The sequence below is a fragment of the Nereida sp. MMG025 genome, assembly GCF_021654165.1.
Lineage (GTDB): Bacteria > Pseudomonadota > Alphaproteobacteria > Rhodobacterales > Rhodobacteraceae > Nereida.
In genome coordinates, this window is record NZ_JAKFZN010000001.1 from 264,934 (window position 1) to 284,801 (window position 19,868).

Consider the following 19,868-nt stretch of genomic DNA (forward strand, 5'->3'; position numbering starts at 1 on the left):
CCTTTTATACGTGAAGCGCCAAGGCGCATTGCCATGGGCCCAGATGCAGTTTTCCATCAGCCGAAGGATGCGCACTTCCCAATTCGGCGCCAATGGGCTGCCAGTTGCCATCGGGCATGGTCAAAGCGGTTGGGCTATCGCTTAGGTTAAACGCGCAGAAAATCTGCTGACCCTTTGCCATGCGGATAAAATGGACGATGTCGTCAGTTGCCTGAACACCCGAATGATCGCCTGCAACAAGCGCGGGATGCGCACGGCGAAACGCGATGGCGCGGCGGTAGTGATGCAAAAGCGCAGCGGGGTCTTCTTCCTGATCGGCGACAGACATTTGCAGGTGTTCATTGCTGACGGGCAGCCATGGTTGATGGGCCGAAAACCCGCCGTTTTGGTTGGACGGCTCCCACACCATTGGGGTGCGGCACCCATCGCGGCCTTTGAATTCTGGCCAAAACTCGATGCCGTAGGGGTCTTGGAGCGCTTCAAATGGCACGTCTGCTTCTGGCAACCCAAGCTCTTCGCCCTGATAAATACAAACCGAGCCACGCAAGCACATCATCAGCGTGCAAAACGCGCGTGCAGCGGCTGGTGTCAAATTCCACCGTGACACATGACGCATCACATCGTGGTTTGAAAACGCCCAACAGGCCCACCCATCGGCTGCAACCTCATCCACTTTGGCAAAAACCTGTGCCAACCGTTCAGGCGTGGGCGTATCTTTGGCCAAAAGCTCAAAAGCATAACACATCTGCACAAAATCTTCGCCCGCCGTGTATTCACCAAGCAGATCCAAACCAAGCTGCGCGTCACCAACCTCGCCCACGGCCGCCGCACCGTATTGATCCAGCAAGGCGCGGAACTTGCGCAAAAATTCCAGATTTTCGGGCTGGTTTTTGGAATGCAGATGCATTTGGTGATTATACGGGTTCACCGATGGCGCAATATTGGCGTTACGCTCTTCGGCCGGCAAAGGCGGGTTGTCGCGTAATTCGTTGTCGGCGTAGTAGAAATTGATGGTATCAAGGCGGAAGCCGTCAACACCGCGGTCCAGCCAGAACTGGGTGGCATTCAGCACCGCTTGGACCACCTCTTCATTGTGGAAATTCAGATCGGGCTGGCTGACCAGAAAATTGTGCAGATAGTATTGCTCGCGTCGTGCGTCCCATTGCCAGGCCGACCCCCCGAAGATCGACAGCCAGTTGTTAGGCGGCGTGCCATCGGGCTTGGGGTCGGACCACACATACCAATCGGCCTTGTCGTTGGTGCGGTTGGCGCGGCTTTCGGTAAACCAGGCGTGTTGATCCGAGGTGTGCGACAGCACCAGATCAATCATCACCTTCATGCCAAGTTTGTGCGCGGTATCGACCAGCGCATCAAAGTCGGCAAGCGTTCCGAACATCGGATCAACGTCGCAATAATCGCTGACGTCATAGCCAAAATCCTTCATCGGCGAGGTGAAGAACGGCGAAATCCAGATGGCATCGACACCAAGGCTTGCTATATACGGCAGGCGCTGGACGATGCCCAAAAGATCACCGATCCCGTCCCCATTGCTGTCCTGATAAGAGCGCGGGTAAATCTGATAGATCACCGCACCTTTCCACCAGTTTGCATCAACATGAGAGGCCACTTGCCCAGTTACATTAGCTTGTGCTGTCAACTCTTTGTCTTTCTTTACTTAACCGAACCAGCCAACAGGCCGCGCACGAGATATTTTTGCATTGCGAAGAACACTACCAGCGGCACAGCGATACTGACAAACGCCGAAGTCGCGAGGATTTCCCAGTTGCCGCCGCGGGTGCCCAAAAGCTCTACGATCTGTTTGGTCATCACGGTCGTTTCACCGGTTGCATCAATCAGGAACACCAGAGCCACCAACAGGTCGTTCCACGTCCACAGAAACTGGAAGATGGCGAAACTGGCCAGCGCGGGGAACGACAGCGGCAAAATGATCTTCACGAAAATTTGGAAATCCGTTGCACCGTCCACACGCGCGTTTTCAATAATATCGCGGGGCAAACCGACCATGTAGTTGCGCAACAGATAAATCGCCAACGGCAGGCCAAATCCTGTGTGTGCCATCCACACCCCTATATAGCCCTTTCCGATGCCGATCTCGTTGTGGAATTTGAGCAGCGGGATCAGTGCAAGTTGCAAAGGCACCACCAGCAAAGCGACAACCACCGCCACCAAGAGCGCGCGCCCCGGAAAGTCCATCCACGCCAGCGCATAGGCCGCAAAAGCAGCGATCAAGATGGGGATGATTGTCGCAGGAATTGTCACTGTCAGCGTGTTGAAAAACGCCTTGGCCAGATTGTCGGTGGCGTTGCCGCTGACCAATACAGTGCGGTAATTATCAAGCGTAAATTCTGGCGGTGCGGTGGCCGTCGTAAAGACGCGCGGCAAGCGTTGCCCCTCTTGGCTTTCGGTGGCCGTAAAGCGGTATGCGCCCCCAACATCGACTGTAATCGTGCGGTCACGGCTCAGCTCGGCCACATCGCCGGGCACAAAGGCTTGGGGTGCGCGGCTTGATGTGCCCCAGGCTGACACTTCGATATCGGCGTTGGTAAACAGCTGCCCTTCGATCACAAACAGATCACCGTCGACAAATTCTTCGCCTTCAATACGGATCGCGGGGTTCTGGCTGGTTTGGGTGCCAAGTGCGGACCACCACCCGCTGGATGAAATTTGATCGGCCGTGCGAAACGACGACACGAACAATCCAACCGTCGGGAAAAGCCAAAGCAATACCAGCGCAAGGGTCGAGATTTGCACAGCCCAGTTCAGGCTGGATTTTGTTCCTGCAATATTGTCCATCTGTCTGTCCCCTATCGCATTTCTTTGCGCGCGTTATGCACGTTCCACACAAGGATCGGCAGAACCAGCAGCATGATCACCATCGCGCTGGCCGAGCCGACACCCCAATCATTTGCGCGGAACAGCTTGTCATACATGTAGTTGGCCAGAACCTGCGTTTCCCATTGCCCGTTGGTCATTGCAAAAACGATGTCAAAAACCTTCAGCACGACGATGGTAATGGTCGTCCAGACCACCACAATGGTGCCCATGATCTGCGGCACCTTGATCTTGAAAAAAATCTGAAACGGGTTGGCCCCGTCAACAATCGCGGCTTCAACGGTTTCTTCGGGGATGCCCCGCAGAGCGGCCGACAGAATAACCATCGCAAACCCCGTCTGGATCCAGATCAGAACGATCATCAGCAAAATACTGTTCCAGAACGGAATGGTCAGCCATTGCTGTGGATCGTTGCCGCTGAAATAGACATAGATCGCATTCAGAACGCCGATCTGCTCTGTCCCCGGGGGCCGCGCGTCATAGACCAGTTTCCAGATCACCGCCGCACCCACGAAGGAAATCGCCATTGGCATAAAGATAAGCGACTTTGCAATATTGCCCCATTTAAGGCGATCGGTCAGCTGTGCGGCCAAAAGTCCAAAGCCCGTCGAGAATGCAGGCACAATAATCAGCCACAACATATTGTTGCGCAGGGCTTCCCAAAACTTGGGCTCGCCCATCATTTGCTGGTAGTTTGCAAGCCCCACAAAAGCGCCGCCCTGATCGCGGTCGGTCAGTGACAGGCGGACCGTCTCAACCACGGGATAGGCCAGATAAAGCCCAAGTGCGGTAAGGGCTGGAAACAGAAACAACCAAGGGCGGATCATATTGGCGCGGTTGATATTGCGCCCCGCGTTTGGCCCTTTGGCTGGAAAAATGAATTTGTCCAGGATTTGGTTTGAGGCCCAGAAATAGCCGATACAGGCACCGACGCCCACAATGATGGTGATCAATCCAAGTAAAGCTGGATGCATTCCCGTCCCCTCCCAAAGGTAAAGATGCTAAAAGCGTGGAAGGGGGCGATCTGGTGCCGCCCCTCTTCCTGAGGTCAAAGGCGCTTACTTCAGCGCGTCCCAACTGTCTTGGATGGCCGATGCCACTTCGCCGGCATCTTTGCCACCTGCGTAGTCCACCATGCCTGTCCAGAACGAGCCTGCACCAACACCGCCGGGCATCAGATCGGATGCATCAAAGCGGAAAGTTGTCGCGCCAAGCAGAATTTCGTTCATCTTGGCTGTCGCAGGGTCCGAGAATTTGGAGCTGTCGACACCTTTGTGTGGTGTCAAGAAACCACCCAACGCCATCCACGCCTCATGCGCCTCTGGTGTTTGCAGCCACGCCATCAACTCATGTGCTGCGTCGTTTTCGTTGGTGATGGCCCAAAGCGTGCCAGCGCCCAAAACGGGGCTTCCAAGGTTTTTGCCTTCATAGGCGGGGAAATAGAAGAAATCCGCATCTGTGCCGACTTCAGTGCCTTCTGGGAAGAACGCAGGAATGAACGATGCCTGACGGTGCATGTAGCACTGTGGTGGCGATGCAAAAAGACCCTTGGGGCTGTCGCGGAAATCGGTCGAGGCCACGGCCCCTGCACCACCTGCAACATAGGCATCATTGCGCGCAAATGCGCCGAACTCTTCGATCGCGGCCACAACTTCGGGTGCGTCGAATGGCATTTCATTGGCAACCCACGCGTCATAGACAGCTGGCTCTTGTGTGCGCAGCATCATGTCCTCAACCCAGTCGGTTGCAGGCCAACCTGTCGCACCACCCGATCCCAGACCGATGCACCACGGTGTGCCACCATCTGCAACGATCTGATCTGTCAGCGCTTTCAGCTCTTCCATTGTCGACGGGATTTCATAACCCGCGTCTTCAAAGTTTTCAGGGCTATACCAGACCAGCGATTTCACATCGACTTTGTAGAAAAAGCCAAAAAGTTCATCGGCACCGTCTGCGTTTGCGTAAGTGCCCAGATCAACCCAGGACTGACCCGCTGCATAGTTTTCACGGATCCAATCGCCTGTGCCGTCTTTGAGCGGCGTCAGGAACCCGCGACCCGCCATGTCAGCCGCAAGGCCCGGCTGTGGGAAAACGGACACGTTGGGGGCAGAGCCCGCTTCGGCATCTACAAGGATCTGGCTTTCAAAGCTGTCCGAACCCACATAGCGCACATCCGCGCCTGTTTTTTCTGCAAAACCTGACAAAACTGTTTCAACGGTTTCCTGGTCGGGGCCAAGCCACGGACCAAAGACTGTCACCTGCTGACCTGCCAGATGGCCATCAGCCGCCGCCATACCTGCGGTCATCGCAAAGGCGGCTACACTCGCGTAGAGTGATTTTTTCATGTGTATTCTCCCATTTTGGAAACTATTCGTATCTGCGCACGCCAGTTTCCCTCCCTTAACGTTTCCTGCGCGGCGGAATCACTTCCAAAGCGCTTTGAACACGAACACCGTTGTTCAATCCATCCAATGTGTCAATCGCTCTGCGCAAAAACATCCTTATTTCAATAGTCTATTCGCAGGTGCAGCATTTTCACCTGCCGCGAAATCACTTTGACGAGGTGACACGCCACAGCTAACGTCCTTTTGAAATTGAAAGCGCTTTGGACGTAATAAATACATGAACCTCAAAGAGTTATCCAAGAATCTGGGGCTATCGCCCACAACAGTCAGCCGCGCTTTGAATGGCTATCCCGAAGTGTCAGAGGCCACCCGCGAGCGCGTGCGCAATGCTGCGCAGCAACATAATTACCATCCCAACACCCGCGCCAAAGCACTGGCCACGGGCCGCGCCATGGCGATCGGTCATGTGATCCCTTTGTCCAATCAGCACGAGATGGTGAACCCCGTTTTCGGAGACTTCATATCCGGCGCAGGAGAGGTCTATGCGCAGCGCGGTTATGATATGGTTTTGTCGATTGTCGACGACGGCCAGGAAGAACGCGCCTACCGCGATCTCAAGGCCAAGGGCACGATTGATGGTGTCATCATTCACGGCCCGCACCGCAACGACCCGCGCCCCGCATTGCTGACGGATCTGGGTCTGCCATTCGTGGTGCATGGGCGCACCGCGGCCGATCCCGACAGCTATTGGTGGATTGATATGAACAACGCTCAGGCGTTTTACCGCGCCACACGCTTTTTGCTGGATCTGGGCCATCGCCGCATCGCGCTTTTTAACGGGTTGGAGCATATGGACTTTGCCCTTCGGCGGCGCAACGGATACGAACGCGCGATGACCGAGGCGGGTTTGACAACAGACACCGCGCTGATGCGCAGCGAAGAAATGTCCGAAAGCTATGGCTATCTTCATGCGCGTGATCTGCTCAAAACCGACACCCCGCCGACCGCGTTTTTGGTCTCGTCGATCATTATGGCACTGGGCGTGCGCCGCGCCTTGGACGAATTGGGGCTGCGCATGGGCCAAGACGTCTCGATCCTGACGCATGACGACGGGCTGAGCTACTTTCCTAATGGCGGGGATGTTCCGATTTTTACATCGACGCAAAGTTCTGTGCGACAGGCAGGCCGCATGGTCGCTGATATGTTGATCGAACGCATCCTGACCCCGACCGCCCCGCCCAAAAGCCACCTTCTGGAAGCCGCCTTGATTGTTGGCTCCTCAACTGGCCCTGCTCCGAAAGACCTATCGACGTGACCAAATTTTCCTTCTCGCGCAGTGATTTTCCACAGGATTTTATCTGGGGCGCTGCAACATCAAGTTATCAAATCGAAGGCCATGCCTTTGGCGGCGCGGGCCCAACCCATTGGGACACCTTTGCCGCGACCCCGGGCAATGTGGTGCGGGCCGAAAATGGGGATACGGCGTGCGACCATTATCACCGATACGAACAAGACCTTGATCTGATCAAAGACGCAGGCTTGGACGCCTATCGCTTTTCAACATCTTGGGCGCGGGTGATGCCGGATGGAAAAGCGGTCAATCCGGACGGTCTGGATTTTTACGACAGGCTCACAGACGCGATGCTGGAACGCGGGCTGAAACCCTGCGCCACACTGTATCATTGGGAATTGCCCGCAGCATTGGCCGTGCAAGGCGGCTGGCAAAACCGCGATGTCGCAAAATGGTTTGGTGAGTTCACACATACCATCATGGGCAAAATCGGCGATCGGATGCACAGCGTCGCCCCGATTAACGAGCCGTGGTGCGTGGGCTGGCTATCGCATTTTTTGGGCCATCATGCGCCCGGCTTGCGCGACATCCGCGCCACGGCCCACGCGATGCACCACGTGATGCTGGCCCATGGCACAGCGATTGGTGTCATGCGGGATCTGGGGCTGAAAAACCTTGGCGGCGTGTTCAATATGGAATGGGCCACCCCCGCCGATGATAGCCCCGAAGCTGCCCGCGCCGCAGAGCTTTATGACGGCTACTACAATCACTTTTTCCTCAGTGGTGTGTTCAAGGGGCGCTATCCTGACACTGTGATGGAGGGGCTTGGCCCACATATGCCCCAGGGGTGGCAGGACGATTTCAACGTCATTCAGGCACCTTTAGACTGGGTTGGCGTAAACTACTACACACGCAAGCTAATCGCGCCCAACACCGATCCATGGCCGTCTCATGAAGAGGTTGAAGGCCCGCTGCCCAAAACCGATATGGCATGGGAAATCTATCCCCAAGGGCTTTACGAATTCCTCAAACGCACAGCCGACACCTACACAGGCACCCTGCCCCTCTACGTGACTGAAAACGGAATGGCCCACGCCTGTCCCGCCGAAGATGTGGATCAACCCCGCATCGATTATCTGCAGGCGCATATCGCCATGGCGCGAAAGGCGATGGACGATGGCGTGCCGCTGAAAGGCTACATGATCTGGTCGCTTTTGGACAATTACGAATGGGCCTTGGGCTATGAAAAACGCTTTGGACTGGTGCATGTGGATTTTGACACCTTGAAGCGCACCCCCAAAGCCTCGTATCAGGCGCTGGCAGCCGCTCTTAAAAGGTAACTCATGTCTACTTCATCAAACAGCGTCGCACTTGTGGCGGATATCGGCGGCACAAACACACGTGTGGCCTTTGCCCATGGCACCGAAGTCCAGATGGCATCCGTGCGCCGCTTCAAGAACGAAAACTACGCAGGCCTTGCCCCGATTATCGCCGAATATATGGCGACAGAGGCCGTTGGACAGTGCGACGCGGCCTGCGTTGCTGTGGCAGGTCCGGTGCGCGACAGCGTAGGGACGATGACCAATCTGGATTGGACGATCGACAAAGCGACATTGGCTGCGGCCACGGGCGCGACCAATGTGGCCATCCTGAATGATCTGCAAGCCCAAGGCCATGCGTTGGGGCATTTGGCACATGGCACGCTCACGGAAATTATTCCACAACCAGAGGCCAGCCCCTTGGCTGCGCGGCTGGTGATTGGCGTGGGCACAGGCTTCAACGCGGCCCCTGTTTTGCAGCTTGAAACGCACCGTGTGGTCACGCCTTCGGAATGCGGTCACGCCAACCTGCCGATCCGCAATGAAGAAGAATTGCGTTTGTGCCAGTTTGTTGAAACGGCGCATGGATTTCCCGCCGTTGAGGACGTCTTGTCAGGGCGCGGTCTGGAGCGCGTCTATGACTGGCTTGGTCAAGAAGATGGCGATCCCCGCCCGCTGAAAGCAGCACAAATCATGCAGGCCGTGGCAGATGGCGAAGACCGCGCGCAGCGTGCGCTGGCGGTCTTTATCAAAATCCTCGGCACGGTTGCGGGCAATCTGTCGCTGATCCACCTGCCCTTTGGGGGCGTCTATCTGGTGGGCGGTGTCGCGCGGGCCGTGTTGCCCTATCTGCAGGATATGGGCTTTTCAGACAGCTTCCGTGACAAGGGCCGTTTTGCGGGGTTCATGCGCAACTTTGGTGTATCGGTCGTTGAAGATGACTACGCCGCTCTGACGGGCTGCGCCAATCATCTGGCGGCAAGCGCGGTCTAGGCACCGATCTGCGCAGGCGCCATCGACATGGTCTTGAGCATGGCCCAACACGCCTGCCCCTCGCGCAGCTCAAGCCCGTCCAGCGACCGCTTGGTCAGACGCGCCAAAAGCATATCACCGCCACACTCCAGCGTCACCAAAGCCCCGGGGCCGTCGCCGCGCCGTATGGCCCGGACAATCGCGGGCCAAGTGTTCAATGCGCTGACATCCTTGGGCTGTGACAAGCTGATGGTGATGTCTTTGGCCAGAACCCGCAGCTTATAGCGTGTCCCCAATGGATCATCGGTAAGGGGCACCAACAACGTGCCGCCCGCGCAGTTCAGTTGCGACAGCCCGTCATCGAAATGGGCGTTTAGCTGACCCGTGATCACCGCGCCCATCTGCGCGATGCCAAGCCGCGGCGCGACAACGGGATCGGCCAGAATATCTGTCACAGGCCCGCTTGCGATTGTACGGCCCGTGTCCATCAAAACCATGTAATCGGCCAGCTGCGCCACGTCATTCAGATCATGGGTTACCAACAGCATCGGCATGGCAAGATGATCGCGTAGCCGCGCCAGATAGGGCAGAATTTCGGATTTGCGGGATTGATCAAGCGAGGCCAAAGGCTCATCAAGGATCAACGCATGCGGGGCCGACAACAACGCACGCCCGATGGCCACGCGCTGCGCTTCTCCACCAGACAGGCTTGGGCAATCACGGTCCAAAAGCGCCGAAATGCCCAACAGGCCTGCCACCTCGTCAAGCCCAAGGGTGCCGCCTTTGCGAAAGCCCGCACCAAACAGCAAGTTGCGCCGCACCGACATATGGCTGAACAACCGCGGCTCCTGAAAGACCACGCCAAGCCCGCGGGCTTCGGGGCGCAAGTTCACGCCTCGTTCGGTATCCAAAAGGGTCTTGCCTGCGATTGTCACCATACCTGTTTTGGGGCTTTCCAACCCTGCAATCACCTTTAGCGTCGTTGACTTGCCAGCACCTGACGGGCCAAACAACGCGGTCACACCCGCAGGCGCTTCGAACCGCACATCAAAGGGCAGCTGTCCAAGATGATGCTGAAACGCGACCGAAATCATGCGCGGCGCCCCCGTCGGATCAGCCATTCACTCAGCGCAACAGCGCCCACAGCCAAAACGCATGACATGCCCACCAACCACGCAACCGCCCCTTCCGCACCGGGCACCTGCAAAAAGGCATAGATGGCCGAAGGGATCGTTTGCGTTTGCCCCGGGATCGAGGCCACAAAGGTGATCGTTGCGCCAAATTCGCCCAAAGCTTTGGCAAAAGCCAACACGCAACCTGCGATCAAACCGTTTTTCATCAAGGGCAAGGTGATCAATCGAAACCGCGCAAATCGCTTGGCCCCCAGTGTTGCCGCGGCTTGCTCGACCTTGGGGTCCACGGCCTCTATCGCCTGTTGAAAGGCACGCACCATCAACGGAAACCCCATGACAGCCGCCGCCAGCACGGCCCCCGTCCAGCGAAAGGCCAGGACAATCCCGAAATCTGCCAAAAACCCGCCGATTGGCCCCTGCACACCAAAGGCGATCAACAGGAAATACCCCGTGACCACGGGCGGCAACACCAACGGCAAATGCACCAAAGCAGACAGGGCCACACGGCCCCGAAACTGACCCCGAGCCAACAGATGCGCGACCCACAACGCCAGTGGAAACATCACCACTGTGGCAACGGATGCCACCTTCAAAGACAGCAAAACGGCCTGCCACACCTCTGGCGGAAGCTGCATCATGGCGCCGCCTCAAAACCCGCGGCCAACAACGCGTCCTGCGCGGCAGGTGACAACAAGAATTGCACAAACCCGTGGTCCTGCCCCCCGCTGACCCGTGCTGCCACATAGGCAACCTGCGCGTGCACGTCCGCTGGTATCTGTGCGGCCACGTGCACCTTTTCGCTGCTCTGCGCATCGGTTGCGTAAACGACGGCCAAAGGCACCTCTCCGCGCTCTGCCAAAACCAAAGCGGCGCGGGCATTATCAGCTTCCACAATGCGCGCGGCCAGATCATCCCAGACGCGCAGGTTGTCCAGCGCCTCGCGCGCATAAATCCCCACCGGCACCGCATCGAGAAAGCCAAGCGCCAGCCGCCCCGCGCCTAACTGCTGCGTCCAAGCCTGCGCATCATAAGGGTCAAATGCCACTGCCTGCGCCCCCACCACAACCAGACGGTTGCGTGCAAAAACCTGCGCATCAGCAACATGGCCTGTGCCGTCCAAAACATCGCTCCACGCGGTATTGGCGGATAAAAACACATCCGCAGGTGCGCCTTGCTGAATTTGGCGGGCCAATAAGGATGTCGCAGCATAAGACACAAAGACCGAATGCCCAGTCGCGGCCTCGAACGCCTCGGCGATCGGGTCAATCGCAGGTTTCAGGCTGGCGGCCGCAAAAACTGTGACCTGCGCTGCCTGCGCAGCGCCTGCCCAAATCATCAAAGATATCGCCAAAATCAATCGCATGGGAGCACAGTGACACGCAGCCGCGACAGCGCCAAGGGCTTAGCGTGTGCCGCCCGAACTGAGCGTGCGCGCGATGGCATCTTTCCACCCCGCATAGCGTGCCGCGCGGGTGTCATCGGCCATTTGCGGCTCAAACCGCCAGTCGAGCGCCCACGTCTGCGCAAATCCCGCCTGATCGGGGTAAACGCCCGCTTGCATGCCTGCCAGCCACGCCGCACCAAGCGCCGTTGTCTCCAAAACCTTGGGCCTGTCCACCTGCGCCCCGATGATGTCGGCCAAAAACTGCATGGTCCAATCGCTTGCCGACATGCCGCCATCAACACGCAATACGGCCTGTCCGCCCTGCGCCTGCCAATCGGCAGTCATCGCTTCCAGCAAATCGCGGGTCTGAAAGCCCACACTTTCAAGGGCCGCACGCGCAAACTCCTCTGGCCCCGACCCACGCGTCAGCCCGAAAATCGCGCCACGGCTCTCTGCATCCCAATATGGCGCGCCCAGTCCCGTGAAGGCAGGCACCAGATAGAGCTCTTGGCCCGGATCCGCCTTTTCCGCCAACCCTTGGGTTTCGGATGCCTCGCGGATCATCTTCACGCCGTCGCGCAGCCATTGCACAACAGCACCCGCAATAAAGATCGACCCCTCAAGCGCATAGGTCGGCTTGCCATCGAACTGATAGGCGATTGTACCAAGCAGGCGGTTTTGGCTCTCGACAAGCGTATCACCCGTGTTCAACAGCGCAAAACAACCTGTGCCATAGGTGCTTTTCAACATCCCCGGTGCAAAACAGGCCTGCCCAAGCGTTGCCGCCTGCTGATCCCCTGCGACCCCCAAGATCGGCAAGGGCACCCCGAAGAGATCGGCGCGGGTTTCACCGAAATGGGCCGCACAGTCATGGACCTTTGGCAGCATTTGCATCGGAATATTCAACAAGGCGCAAATCTCGGCGTCCCATACCCCATCGCGGATATTATACAGCATCGTCCGCGCGGCATTGGTGGCATCCGTGACGTGGGACGCACCACCTGTCAGCTTCCAGATCAAAAAGCTATCCACCGTGCCGAACAGCAATTCGCCCTTTTCGGCGCGTGCGCGCGCGCCATCGGTATTGTCCAAAATCCATTTCAGTTTCGTCCCGCTGAAATACGGATCCAGCAGCAGGCCAGTCTTGCGGGTGATCATCGCCTCGTGACCATCGGCTTTGAGCGCCTGGCACATCTCGGCCGTGCGGCGGTCTTGCCAAACAATCGCATTGCCAACCGCCTGCCCGGTGGCTTTGTCCCACACCACCGTTGTTTCGCGTTGGTTGGTAATGCCGATCGCAGCAATATCGGCCGCAGAAATCCCCGCCTTCTCCATCACCGCGCGGCAGGTGCCCGCTGTGGTGGACCATAGATCGGTCGGATCATGTTCGACCCAACCTGATTGCGGGAAATGCTGCGGAAACTCTTCTTGCGCCGTCGCATGCACGCCCATGTCTTGGTCAAACAGGATCGCACGGCTGGACGTCGTGCCTTGATCAATCGCCAGAATAAACGTCATTGCATGCTCCCTTCGGACTTGAACCACGCCGACAGCATCGCCCGTTCGGTTGTTCCCATGTGAAGACCCAGTTTTGTGCGCCGCCACAACACATCGTCGGCGCAGGTGACAAATTCGTTTGCGATCTGCCAGCGCACCTCGCGTTCGCTCAGCGTTGCACCAAAATGTTTGCCCAAATCATCCATGATTTTGGCATCGCCCAACACGTCCCACGCCTCGGTCCCATAGGCGCGGATCAGCCGCAGGGCGTGCCTGTCTATCAAAAACGGGTAGTCTCCTTGCAGCTTGGCCACCAACGCGTCAACCCCGTCGACGGGAAAGTCCCCACCCGGCATCGCAACGCCTGCCGTCCAGTCAGATCCCATCTGCGGGAAAATTTCGTCCAGCTTGGCCAGCGCGTGTTTGGCCAGTTTGCGATATGTTGTGATTTTCCCACCAAAGATGTTCAAAACAGGCGCGCCGGCTTCATCCAGAGACAACACATAGTCGCGCGTTGCAGCCGTGGCCGAACTGGCCCCGTCATCATAAAGCGGTCTTACCCCCGAATAGGTCCAGACAATGTCTTTCGGCGATATGTCCTTTTTCAGATAATTATTTATGAAATCAATCAGGTAGTCGCGCTCAGCATCAGATATTTCGGCAGCTGTATCAGCCTGTGTGTGTTCTGCATCTGTCGTGCCGATCAGCGTAAAATCATATTCGTAGGGAATGGCAAAAATGATCCGCCCGTCCTCGCCTTGAAAAAAGTAGCACTTGTCATGATCGAACAATTTGCGCGTCACGATGTGCGAGCCGCGCACCAGCCGCACGCCCTCGCTTGTGTTCTGGCGCACCACGCCACGGATCACATCTTCAACCCACGGCCCCGCAGCGTTGACCAGACATTTGGCGCGGATCACCGCACCGTCCTCCAGCGTGACCTCCCAGTGATCGGGCCGCCGATCGGCACTCACCACCTTGGTGCGCGGCATGATCTTGGCACCGCGCGCCTGCGCATCCCGCGCGTTCAGAATGACCAGACGACTGTCTTCGACCCAACAATCCGAATACTCGAACGCCTTGGCAAAACGATCATCCAGCGGCGCACCAACAGGGTCGCGCGTCAAATCCACCGTCTTTGTGCCGGGCAACACTTTGCGCCCGCCCATATTGTCATAGAGAAACAAGCCCAATCGGATCAGCCACGCGGGCCTACGCCCTTTCATCCAAGGCATCACAAACGACAACAGCTTGGACGTGGGCGTATCGCTTTCAAACCGCATATCTTTGTGAAACGGCAACACAAACCGCATGGGCCAACTGATGTGCGGCATCGCCTTGAGCAGCGTTTCACGCTCGATCAGGCTTTCGCGTACCAGACGAAACTCAAAAAATTCCAGATACCGCAGTCCGCCGTGAAACAGCTTGGTCGATGAACTTGACGTGGCCCATCCAAGATCATTCATCTCGGCCAGCGCCACCTTCAGCCCCCGCCCCTGCGCATCACGCGCAATACCGCAGCCGTTCACACCGCCGCCAATAACAAACAGGTCATAAAGGGTGTTGTCTTCGGTCATGTTACGCGCTCCCCCCGCATCCCACTACGGTGGCGCTAACAAATCTGACTGTGAAATCCAAGACCCAAAGGGCAGGCAAACCGCCCTCTTGTCATCGCCGACAATCCTCAACGCCTCGTTTTCCAGTGTCACATCGCTGATGCCCGACCAGCCTTGGGGCCATGCAAGTGACACAATGGCGTGGTCAATCACATGGGTTGGGCCAAGCGCATAAGCCGTAGGCACGCCTGCCGCACGCAATGCATCCCCCACCAACGCCGCCGCGCAGCCGTCCTCTACCCCCAGAACACCGCGGTGCCGTCCGTTCCAAGGCCGCGCACTGCGCCCGCCGTTGGAATACCAAAGCATCGTTATGGGCAGTTGCGCAGGCCGCTTCAGGATCAGCACGATATCGCGTTCAGCTTCGCGCATCACCGCCGTCCAGCCCAGATCATTGCCTGGCTCCTCAACGCAGACCACAAAATCCTCGGTCACCTGATCGGGGTAGCGCGTCAGATCAAAGCCGTGAAACGCACCAAACGCCGTCGCTGTCTGTCCACTGGGCAACCAGTTTTTCCCCGCCTCCAGCGCGGTCTGGGGCGTCATCACACGCCGCTTGGCAGAGGTGAAAATACGCCCGCCGTCCTGCATATGAACCATCGGATGATGGGCAAGGCTGGCCGCGCCAGACCCACCTTCGATCACATGACATTGCTTGAGGATCGGTGCCTCTTCCGAGAGCGCCAGCCCCTTGCACAGCCGCGCCCCCAAGACAGGCGTCCGCAGATCAAACCAATCCACGCCGTTGTTGCGGCCGCGATGATCCCAAGGGCTTTGCGCGCATGGCCCATGCGGCGGCCCCGCGCCTTCACCGCCAAACGGCATGGCGAAAAAGTCCTCGGACAGGCGACGGTCCACCAATGGGATCGCATCATCCGCCTGCACATCAGGTTCGCCGCGCCACGGCACCGCATGCAGCGGCGCACGCCCGTCCAAACACAGCCCCGTCAGATGCCCCACATCCGTTTCCAGCCCAACACGGTTTGATCCCGCCTCAAGCCAATGGGCGTCAGTCACCACCACGAAACCCTGTGGCCACAACAAATTTTTCTGAACTGTCCGACCGCGACGCAGGCGGTTTGACGTTGGCCACTTTGGTAAACTTCTGCTTGAGCAGCTTTTGCAAATCGCCTTCGGCCCCGCCCGCCAGCACTTTGGCCACAAAGGTGCCGCCAGGGTCCAGCACGTCAAAGGCAAAGTAAGCCGCCGCCTCGCAAAGCGCCATGATCCGCAAGTGATCGGTCTGTTTATGGCCCGAACTGGCCGCCGCCATATCCGACATCACCACATCGGCCTTGCCGCCAAGCCAGCCCTTCACCTTTTCATCCGCATCGTCTTCCAGAAAATCCAGAACATGCAGATCGCACCCTGCAATCGGTTCAACCTCTTGCAGATCAATCCCGAGAATTGTACCCTGTTTCTTGGCAGGCCGGTCGCCAAGCGCATTTACGCGGCGCACCGCCACCTGACACCACCCCCCCGGCGCACATCCAAGGTCCACAACCCGCGCACCCGGCACCAGAAAGCGGAATTTATCGTCCAGCTCCAATATCTTATAAGCCGCCCGCCCACGGTAGCCATCGGCCTGCGCACGCTTGACATAAGGGTCGTTCAACTGCCGTTGCAGCCACAGCGTGGACGACATCTTGCGCCCCCGCGCTGTCTTGACCTTCACTTTCAGATCCCGCTGCCCGCGGCCCGATGTGTTCTTTTTCTTGGCAGGTTTCTTGGGGCCGCTTGGCCCGCCCGCTGTGCCATCAGTCATAGCCTACATCCTCTAAAACCCCATCCGCAGACATCTGCGCATAAAGCAATCCTTCGCGCAAACCGCGATCTGCCACCGACAAACGATCTGTCGGCCACGAGCGCAGCAACGCCTGCAAAATCGCACTGCCCGACATAATCAGCGAATGACGGTCGCGCCCGATGCGCGGGTCTTTGCGCCGCCCTTCAGGACCAAGCGCCAGATAATCGCGGATCACCAGATCAATTTCGTCACTCGTCATCCGCAGCCCGTCTACCTTGGTGCGGTCATAGCGTTTCAACCCCAGATGCGAAGCCGCCACCGTTGTGACAGTCCCGCTGGTGCCGATAATCTGAAACCCCTCGCGCGATTGCTCTTCTGCATAGGGCGCAAACGGCGCAAGGTTTTCCTCAAAAAACCACGACATCAGCGCAAAGCAGGCTGCATCATCATCCACATCGCTGAATTGTTCGCGCAGCGTGGCCACACCCAGTGGCACCGAAATCCAGTCCACCACGCGCGCGCCGCCATCGTATTCAAACCCGGCATGCAGCGCCATAATCGCCTGAGGTCGCTTGGCCTTCTCAACGCCCGACAGATCAATCCAGACCAATTCGGTCGACCCGCCCCCGATATCTACCACCAAAAGCTGCTCGGTTTTGCGGCTCACCAAAGGCGCACAACTGATCACAGCCAAACGCGCTTCTTCCTCAGGCGTGATGATCTCCAGCTCCAGGCCCGTTTCGCGTTTGATGTAGCGCATGAAATCGCGCCCGTTGCCGGCCCGGCGGCACGCTTCGGTCGCCACCAGTTTCATCCGCTGAACCTTGTGTTTTTTCAGCTTTTGCTTGCAAATCCTGAGCGCCTGAACCGTGCGCGCCATGCTTGAGCGATGCAGCTTGCCACTGCTTTCAAGGCCCACGCCCAACTGCACGGATTTCGAAAAACTGTCGACCACCTCAAATTGCGCACCCTTGGGGCGCGCAATCAGCATACGACAACTATTTGTGCCCAGATCAAGCGCCGCATAGAGCGGGGCAACATCCGAGCCTTGGTTTTCAGGCGCGGGGCTATCTACCGTTTCAGGGACCGCGCCCGCACCATCGGGACGCAGTGGCGTCATCTTGAACGCCTTTCATATCGAGTTAGCCCTAACGTAGCCATCCGCGACATCCCGCGCAAGGTGGGACGTGTGGTCATATTCATAATCTCCATGCGTGTTTTGAGGACGCCGCCCTCTGGCGTCTGGCGAAAAAAATCCCATTTTAGCCAATGCGTCGCAGGGTTGCTGCGAGGTGTCGAAAACAGAACCAAAGTTTGCACATCACATGCGTAACACTTGGGGCAGAACTCTTGGGGAGGCGGAATCACATGGCGCAAGTCACAATCGTTTATTGGCGCGACATGCCTGCACAGGTTATCGTGGGCAAAGGGCGGCGCGGCGTGAAAAAACCCCTTCCCGAACGCTTTGAACAAGCCATTGACCGCGCGGCCATGAAATCAGGCGCGGCAGGCACCGATGACTATCTGGCCGAATGGCGCAAGGCCGATCCCTATACGGTCGAAGGCGCCGACGAAGATGTCGCCGACGCCGAAATCGCCCGTATCGACACAGAATACGACCAAGACCGCATCAAGGCGCTGATCGCCAACAATGGATGGGCTTAGGCCAGCGACGCAAAGGAGGCCGCAAAATGGCTCTGTTGAACTTCAAACGTAAAGACACAGGGACCCCGAAAGGGGTTGATCCACAGGTTGAGGCCTTCTTGCAGGACTATTCGATCGAAGTGATGCCGCGCACCGCCGAAAAGGTCGAAGACTTCCGCGCCCTGCTGCCCCAAGGCACCCGCGTCTACATTGCCCATATCGAAGGCACGCCCATCGACGATATGGTGGCCACGGCCAAACGACTATCCGCCGACGGTTTCAAAGTCATGCCGCATTTTCCTGCGCGCATCATCAAAGACAGCGCCACCCTTGCCGACTGGATCGCACGCTATCAGGGCGAAGCGAATGTTGATCAAGCCCTGCTACTGGCGGGCGGGGTCGATAAGCCACACGGTGATTTTTCAGATTCCATGCAGCTTTTGGAAACGGGCCTTTTTGATAAAGCAGGGTTCAAACGCCTGCATGTTGCAGGCCACCCCGAAGGCAACCGCGACATTGACGCCGATGGCAGCATGAAGAACGTGCAACAAGCCCTTGAATGGAAACAGAAGTTTTCAGAAACGACCGATGCTGACATGGCCATCGCCACACAGTTCTGTTTTGAAGCACAGCCGGTGATCCAATGGGCCAACGATCTCAAGGCGGCAGGCATTACCCTGCCCATCCATATCGGCGTCGCGGGCCCTGCCAAATTGCAAACGCTGATCAAATTCTCCATCGCCTGCGGCGTGGGTGCCTCGCTCAAGGTGCTGCAAAAACGTGCCAAAGACGTAACCAAACTGCTCTTGCCGTTTGAACCAACCCAGTTCATCGCCGATCTGGCAGCGCATAAGGCCGCAAACCCGGATTTTAACATCACCCATGTGCATTTCTTTCCCCTTGGCGGGATCAAGACAAACGCAAACTGGGCCATCGAAAATGGCGGCGCTTCTGCCGTTCCAGCCTCTGAACAACAGGATTAAGAATGACCCGTACTGTCGTTGAATCAAAAACAAAAACTGCCATCATCGGGTTTGATCAGCCCTTCTGCGTGATCGGCGAACGCATCAATCCCACAGGTCGAAAAATCCTTGCCGAAGAACTGGAACGCGGCGATTTTTCACGCGTGCAAGCCGACGCGATTGCGCAGATGGCAGCGGGCGCTGACATCCTCGACATCAACTCGGGTGCGGTGTTCTCCAACAAAATGGCCGAAGACCCCCGCTATGCCGACAACAACTTTGTCGAACCAACTCTGATGAAAGAACTGGTCGAATGTGTGCAGGCCGTCACGGATGCGCCGCTGTGCATCGACAGCTCTGTGCCAGGTGCGTTGGAAAACGGGCTGGCCACCGCCGAAGGCCGCCCCCTGCTCAATTCCGTCACCGGCGAAGAAGAACGCCTCGAACTGGTGTTACCACTTGTGGCCAAATACAATGTCCCCGTGGTCGCCATTTCAAACGATGACACAGGCATCTCCGAAGACCCGGATGTGCGCTTTGCCGTGGCCAAAAAGATCGTGGAACGGGCCGCCGACTTTGGCATCAAAGCCCATGACATCGTCGTGGACCCGCTGGTCATGCCCATCGGCGCCATGGCAACCGCGGGCGAACAAGTGTTCACGCTCGTGCGCCGCTTGCGCGAGGAACTGGGCGTGAACACCACCTGCGGCGCCTCAAACATCAGCTTTGGCCTGCCCAATCGTCACGGGATCAACAACGCGTTCCTGCCGATGGCCTTTCAGGCAGGTATGACCAGCGCGATCATGAACCCCGTCGCCCTGCCCGTGGGCCCAAAGAAAATCGCCGAACACAAGGAAAAAGTAGCCGCCTCTGGCATCGTCCTGCCCGAAGGAATGGACGATGAAACATTCGTCAAACTCTTTGGACTGGGATCGACCAAACCACGTGCGGGCAAAGAGATGGAAGCGATCCGCGCCGCCAACTTCCTGATGAACCATGATCCCTCTGGCGGTGCCTGGATCAACTTCAACAAAGACCCCGACGCCGCCCCCCAAGGCGGGCGCGCAGGTGGCCGCCGCCGCCGCCGCGCATAAACGAAAGCTTA

General features: G+C 57.7%; 18 protein-coding genes. 6 read left to right on the forward strand and 12 right to left on the reverse strand.

All coding sequences use genetic code 11. The features are described 5' to 3' along the window. Positions 1-4: 4 nt before the first annotated feature. The 4 genes from L1065_RS01145 to L1065_RS01160 form a co-directional block, all read right to left on the reverse strand. Positions 5-1,657, reverse strand: coding sequence for an alpha-amylase family glycosyl hydrolase (locus L1065_RS01145; RefSeq protein WP_237093611.1), 1,653 nt, complete (start codon positions 1,655-1,657; stop codon positions 5-7). 14 nt (positions 1,658-1,671) lie between these two features. Next, entirely contained in the window at positions 1,672-2,814 is a 1,143-nt protein-coding gene (locus L1065_RS01150) for a carbohydrate ABC transporter permease (RefSeq protein WP_237093612.1), read from the reverse strand. An 11-nt stretch (positions 2,815-2,825) separates the two neighbouring features. Next, the gene (locus tag L1065_RS01155) at positions 2,826-3,827 is read right to left on the reverse strand and encodes a carbohydrate ABC transporter permease (RefSeq protein WP_237093613.1); all 1,002 of its coding nucleotides are present in this window, start codon (positions 3,825-3,827) and stop codon (positions 2,826-2,828) included. An 84-nt stretch (positions 3,828-3,911) separates the two neighbouring features. After that, positions 3,912-5,198 (reverse strand): ABC transporter substrate-binding protein, encoded by a 1,287-nt coding sequence (locus L1065_RS01160; RefSeq protein ID WP_237093614.1) that lies wholly within the window; start codon positions 5,196-5,198, stop codon positions 3,912-3,914. A 277-nt stretch (positions 5,199-5,475) separates the two neighbouring features. Here L1065_RS01160 and L1065_RS01165 point away from each other — a divergent pair, with 277 nt between their 5' ends. The 3 genes from L1065_RS01165 to L1065_RS01175 are packed head-to-tail and all read left to right on the forward strand — an operon-like array spanning position 5,476 to position 8,801. Further along, positions 5,476-6,513, forward strand: a complete 1,038-nt coding sequence (locus L1065_RS01165) for a LacI family DNA-binding transcriptional regulator (protein WP_237093615.1) — start codon at positions 5,476-5,478, stop codon at positions 6,511-6,513. Then, entirely contained in the window at positions 6,510-7,829 is a 1,320-nt protein-coding gene (locus L1065_RS01170) for a GH1 family beta-glucosidase (RefSeq protein WP_237093616.1), read from the forward strand. The genes L1065_RS01165 and L1065_RS01170 overlap by 4 nt, the downstream gene beginning before the upstream one ends. 3 nt (positions 7,830-7,832) lie before the next feature. Then, positions 7,833-8,801, forward strand: coding sequence for an ROK family protein (locus L1065_RS01175; RefSeq protein ID WP_237093617.1), 969 nt, complete (start codon positions 7,833-7,835; stop codon positions 8,799-8,801). Here the strand turns inward: L1065_RS01175 and modC are convergent. From modC to L1065_RS01215, 8 genes are read right to left on the reverse strand one after another with little or no spacing between them, the layout of a single operon-like run. Further along, positions 8,798-9,901: a molybdenum ABC transporter ATP-binding protein gene (gene modC, locus L1065_RS01180; RefSeq protein WP_237093618.1), complete on the reverse strand. Its 1,104-nt coding sequence runs from the start codon at positions 9,899-9,901 to the stop codon at positions 8,798-8,800. The genes L1065_RS01175 and modC overlap by 4 nt on opposite strands. After that, complete coding sequence (gene modB, locus L1065_RS01185) at positions 9,871-10,551, reverse strand: molybdate ABC transporter permease subunit (RefSeq protein WP_237093619.1); 681 nt, start codon at positions 10,549-10,551, stop codon at positions 9,871-9,873. The genes modC and modB overlap by 31 nt, the downstream gene beginning before the upstream one ends. Then, positions 10,548-11,276 carry a molybdate ABC transporter substrate-binding protein gene (gene modA / locus L1065_RS01190; RefSeq protein ID WP_237093620.1) on the reverse strand — a complete coding sequence of 243 codons (729 nt, stop codon included), beginning with the start codon at positions 11,274-11,276 and terminating at the stop codon, positions 10,548-10,550. Before modA ends, modB begins: the two co-directional genes overlap by 4 nt. Before the next feature lie 39 nt (positions 11,277-11,315). Beyond that, positions 11,316-12,815 carry a glycerol kinase GlpK gene (gene glpK, locus L1065_RS01195; protein WP_237093621.1) on the reverse strand — a complete coding sequence of 500 codons (1,500 nt, stop codon included), beginning with the start codon at positions 12,813-12,815 and terminating at the stop codon, positions 11,316-11,318. Continuing rightward, a complete protein-coding gene (gene glpD / locus L1065_RS01200; protein WP_237093622.1) occupies positions 12,812-14,371 on the reverse strand; it encodes a glycerol-3-phosphate dehydrogenase in 1,560 nt (519 codons plus the stop codon). Before glpD ends, glpK begins: the two co-directional genes overlap by 4 nt. Positions 14,372-14,395: 24 nt before the next feature. Next, complete coding sequence (locus tag L1065_RS01205; RefSeq protein WP_237093623.1) at positions 14,396-15,427, reverse strand: hypothetical protein; 1,032 nt, start codon at positions 15,425-15,427, stop codon at positions 14,396-14,398. Beyond that, positions 15,420-16,175, reverse strand: a complete 756-nt coding sequence (locus L1065_RS01210; protein ID WP_237093624.1) for an RlmE family RNA methyltransferase — start codon at positions 16,173-16,175, stop codon at positions 15,420-15,422. The genes L1065_RS01205 and L1065_RS01210 overlap by 8 nt, the downstream gene beginning before the upstream one ends. Continuing rightward, positions 16,168-17,277 carry a Ppx/GppA phosphatase family protein gene (locus L1065_RS01215; RefSeq protein ID WP_237093625.1) on the reverse strand — a complete coding sequence of 370 codons (1,110 nt, stop codon included), beginning with the start codon at positions 17,275-17,277 and terminating at the stop codon, positions 16,168-16,170. Before L1065_RS01215 ends, L1065_RS01210 begins: the two co-directional genes overlap by 8 nt. Positions 17,278-17,525: 248 nt before the next feature. Here L1065_RS01215 and L1065_RS01220 point away from each other — a divergent pair, with 248 nt between their 5' ends. From L1065_RS01220 to L1065_RS01230, 3 genes are read left to right on the forward strand one after another with little or no spacing between them, the layout of a single operon-like run. Continuing rightward, entirely contained in the window at positions 17,526-17,822 is a 297-nt protein-coding gene (locus L1065_RS01220) for a virulence factor (RefSeq protein WP_237093626.1), read from the forward strand. Between the two features lie 26 nt (positions 17,823-17,848). Beyond that, positions 17,849-18,784 (forward strand): methylenetetrahydrofolate reductase, encoded by a 936-nt coding sequence (locus L1065_RS01225; RefSeq protein ID WP_237093627.1) that lies wholly within the window; start codon positions 17,849-17,851, stop codon positions 18,782-18,784. 2 nt (positions 18,785-18,786) lie between these two features. After that, a complete protein-coding gene (locus L1065_RS01230) occupies positions 18,787-19,857 on the forward strand; it encodes a methyltetrahydrofolate cobalamin methyltransferase (protein WP_237093628.1) in 1,071 nt (356 codons plus the stop codon). Positions 19,858-19,868: the final 11 nt, after the last annotated feature.

Bases quoted from the DNA above. Each gene is read 5' to 3' on its own strand.
- L1065_RS01150 (WP_237093612.1), bottom strand. From the start codon at position 2,814: ATGGACAATATTGCAGGAACAAAATCCAGCCTGAACTGGGCTGTGCAA.
- L1065_RS01155 (WP_237093613.1), bottom strand. From the start codon at position 3,827: ATGCATCCAGCTTTACTTGGATTGATCACCATCATTGTGGGCGTCGGT.
- L1065_RS01160 (WP_237093614.1), bottom strand. From the start codon at position 5,198: ATGAAAAAATCACTCTACGCGAGTGTAGCCGCCTTTGCGATGACCGCA.
- L1065_RS01165 (WP_237093615.1), top strand. From the start codon at position 5,476: ATGAACCTCAAAGAGTTATCCAAGAATCTGGGGCTATCGCCCACAACA.
- L1065_RS01175 (WP_237093617.1), top strand. From the start codon at position 7,833: ATGTCTACTTCATCAAACAGCGTCGCACTTGTGGCGGATATCGGCGGC.
- modC (WP_237093618.1), bottom strand. From the start codon at position 9,901: ATGGCTGATCCGACGGGGGCGCCGCGCATGATTTCGGTCGCGTTTCAG.
- modB (WP_237093619.1), bottom strand. From the start codon at position 10,551: ATGATGCAGCTTCCGCCAGAGGTGTGGCAGGCCGTTTTGCTGTCTTTG.
- modA (WP_237093620.1), bottom strand. From the start codon at position 11,276: ATGCGATTGATTTTGGCGATATCTTTGATGATTTGGGCAGGCGCTGCG.
- glpK (WP_237093621.1), bottom strand. From the start codon at position 12,815: ATGACGTTTATTCTGGCGATTGATCAAGGCACGACGTCCAGCCGTGCG.
- glpD (WP_237093622.1), bottom strand. From the start codon at position 14,371: ATGACCGAAGACAACACCCTTTATGACCTGTTTGTTATTGGCGGCGGT.
- L1065_RS01210 (WP_237093624.1), bottom strand. From the start codon at position 16,175: ATGACTGATGGCACAGCGGGCGGGCCAAGCGGCCCCAAGAAACCTGCC.
- L1065_RS01215 (WP_237093625.1), bottom strand. From the start codon at position 17,277: ATGACGCCACTGCGTCCCGATGGTGCGGGCGCGGTCCCTGAAACGGTA.
- L1065_RS01220 (WP_237093626.1), top strand. From the start codon at position 17,526: ATGGCGCAAGTCACAATCGTTTATTGGCGCGACATGCCTGCACAGGTT.
- L1065_RS01225 (WP_237093627.1), top strand. From the start codon at position 17,849: ATGGCTCTGTTGAACTTCAAACGTAAAGACACAGGGACCCCGAAAGGG.
- L1065_RS01230 (WP_237093628.1), top strand. From the start codon at position 18,787: ATGACCCGTACTGTCGTTGAATCAAAAACAAAAACTGCCATCATCGGG.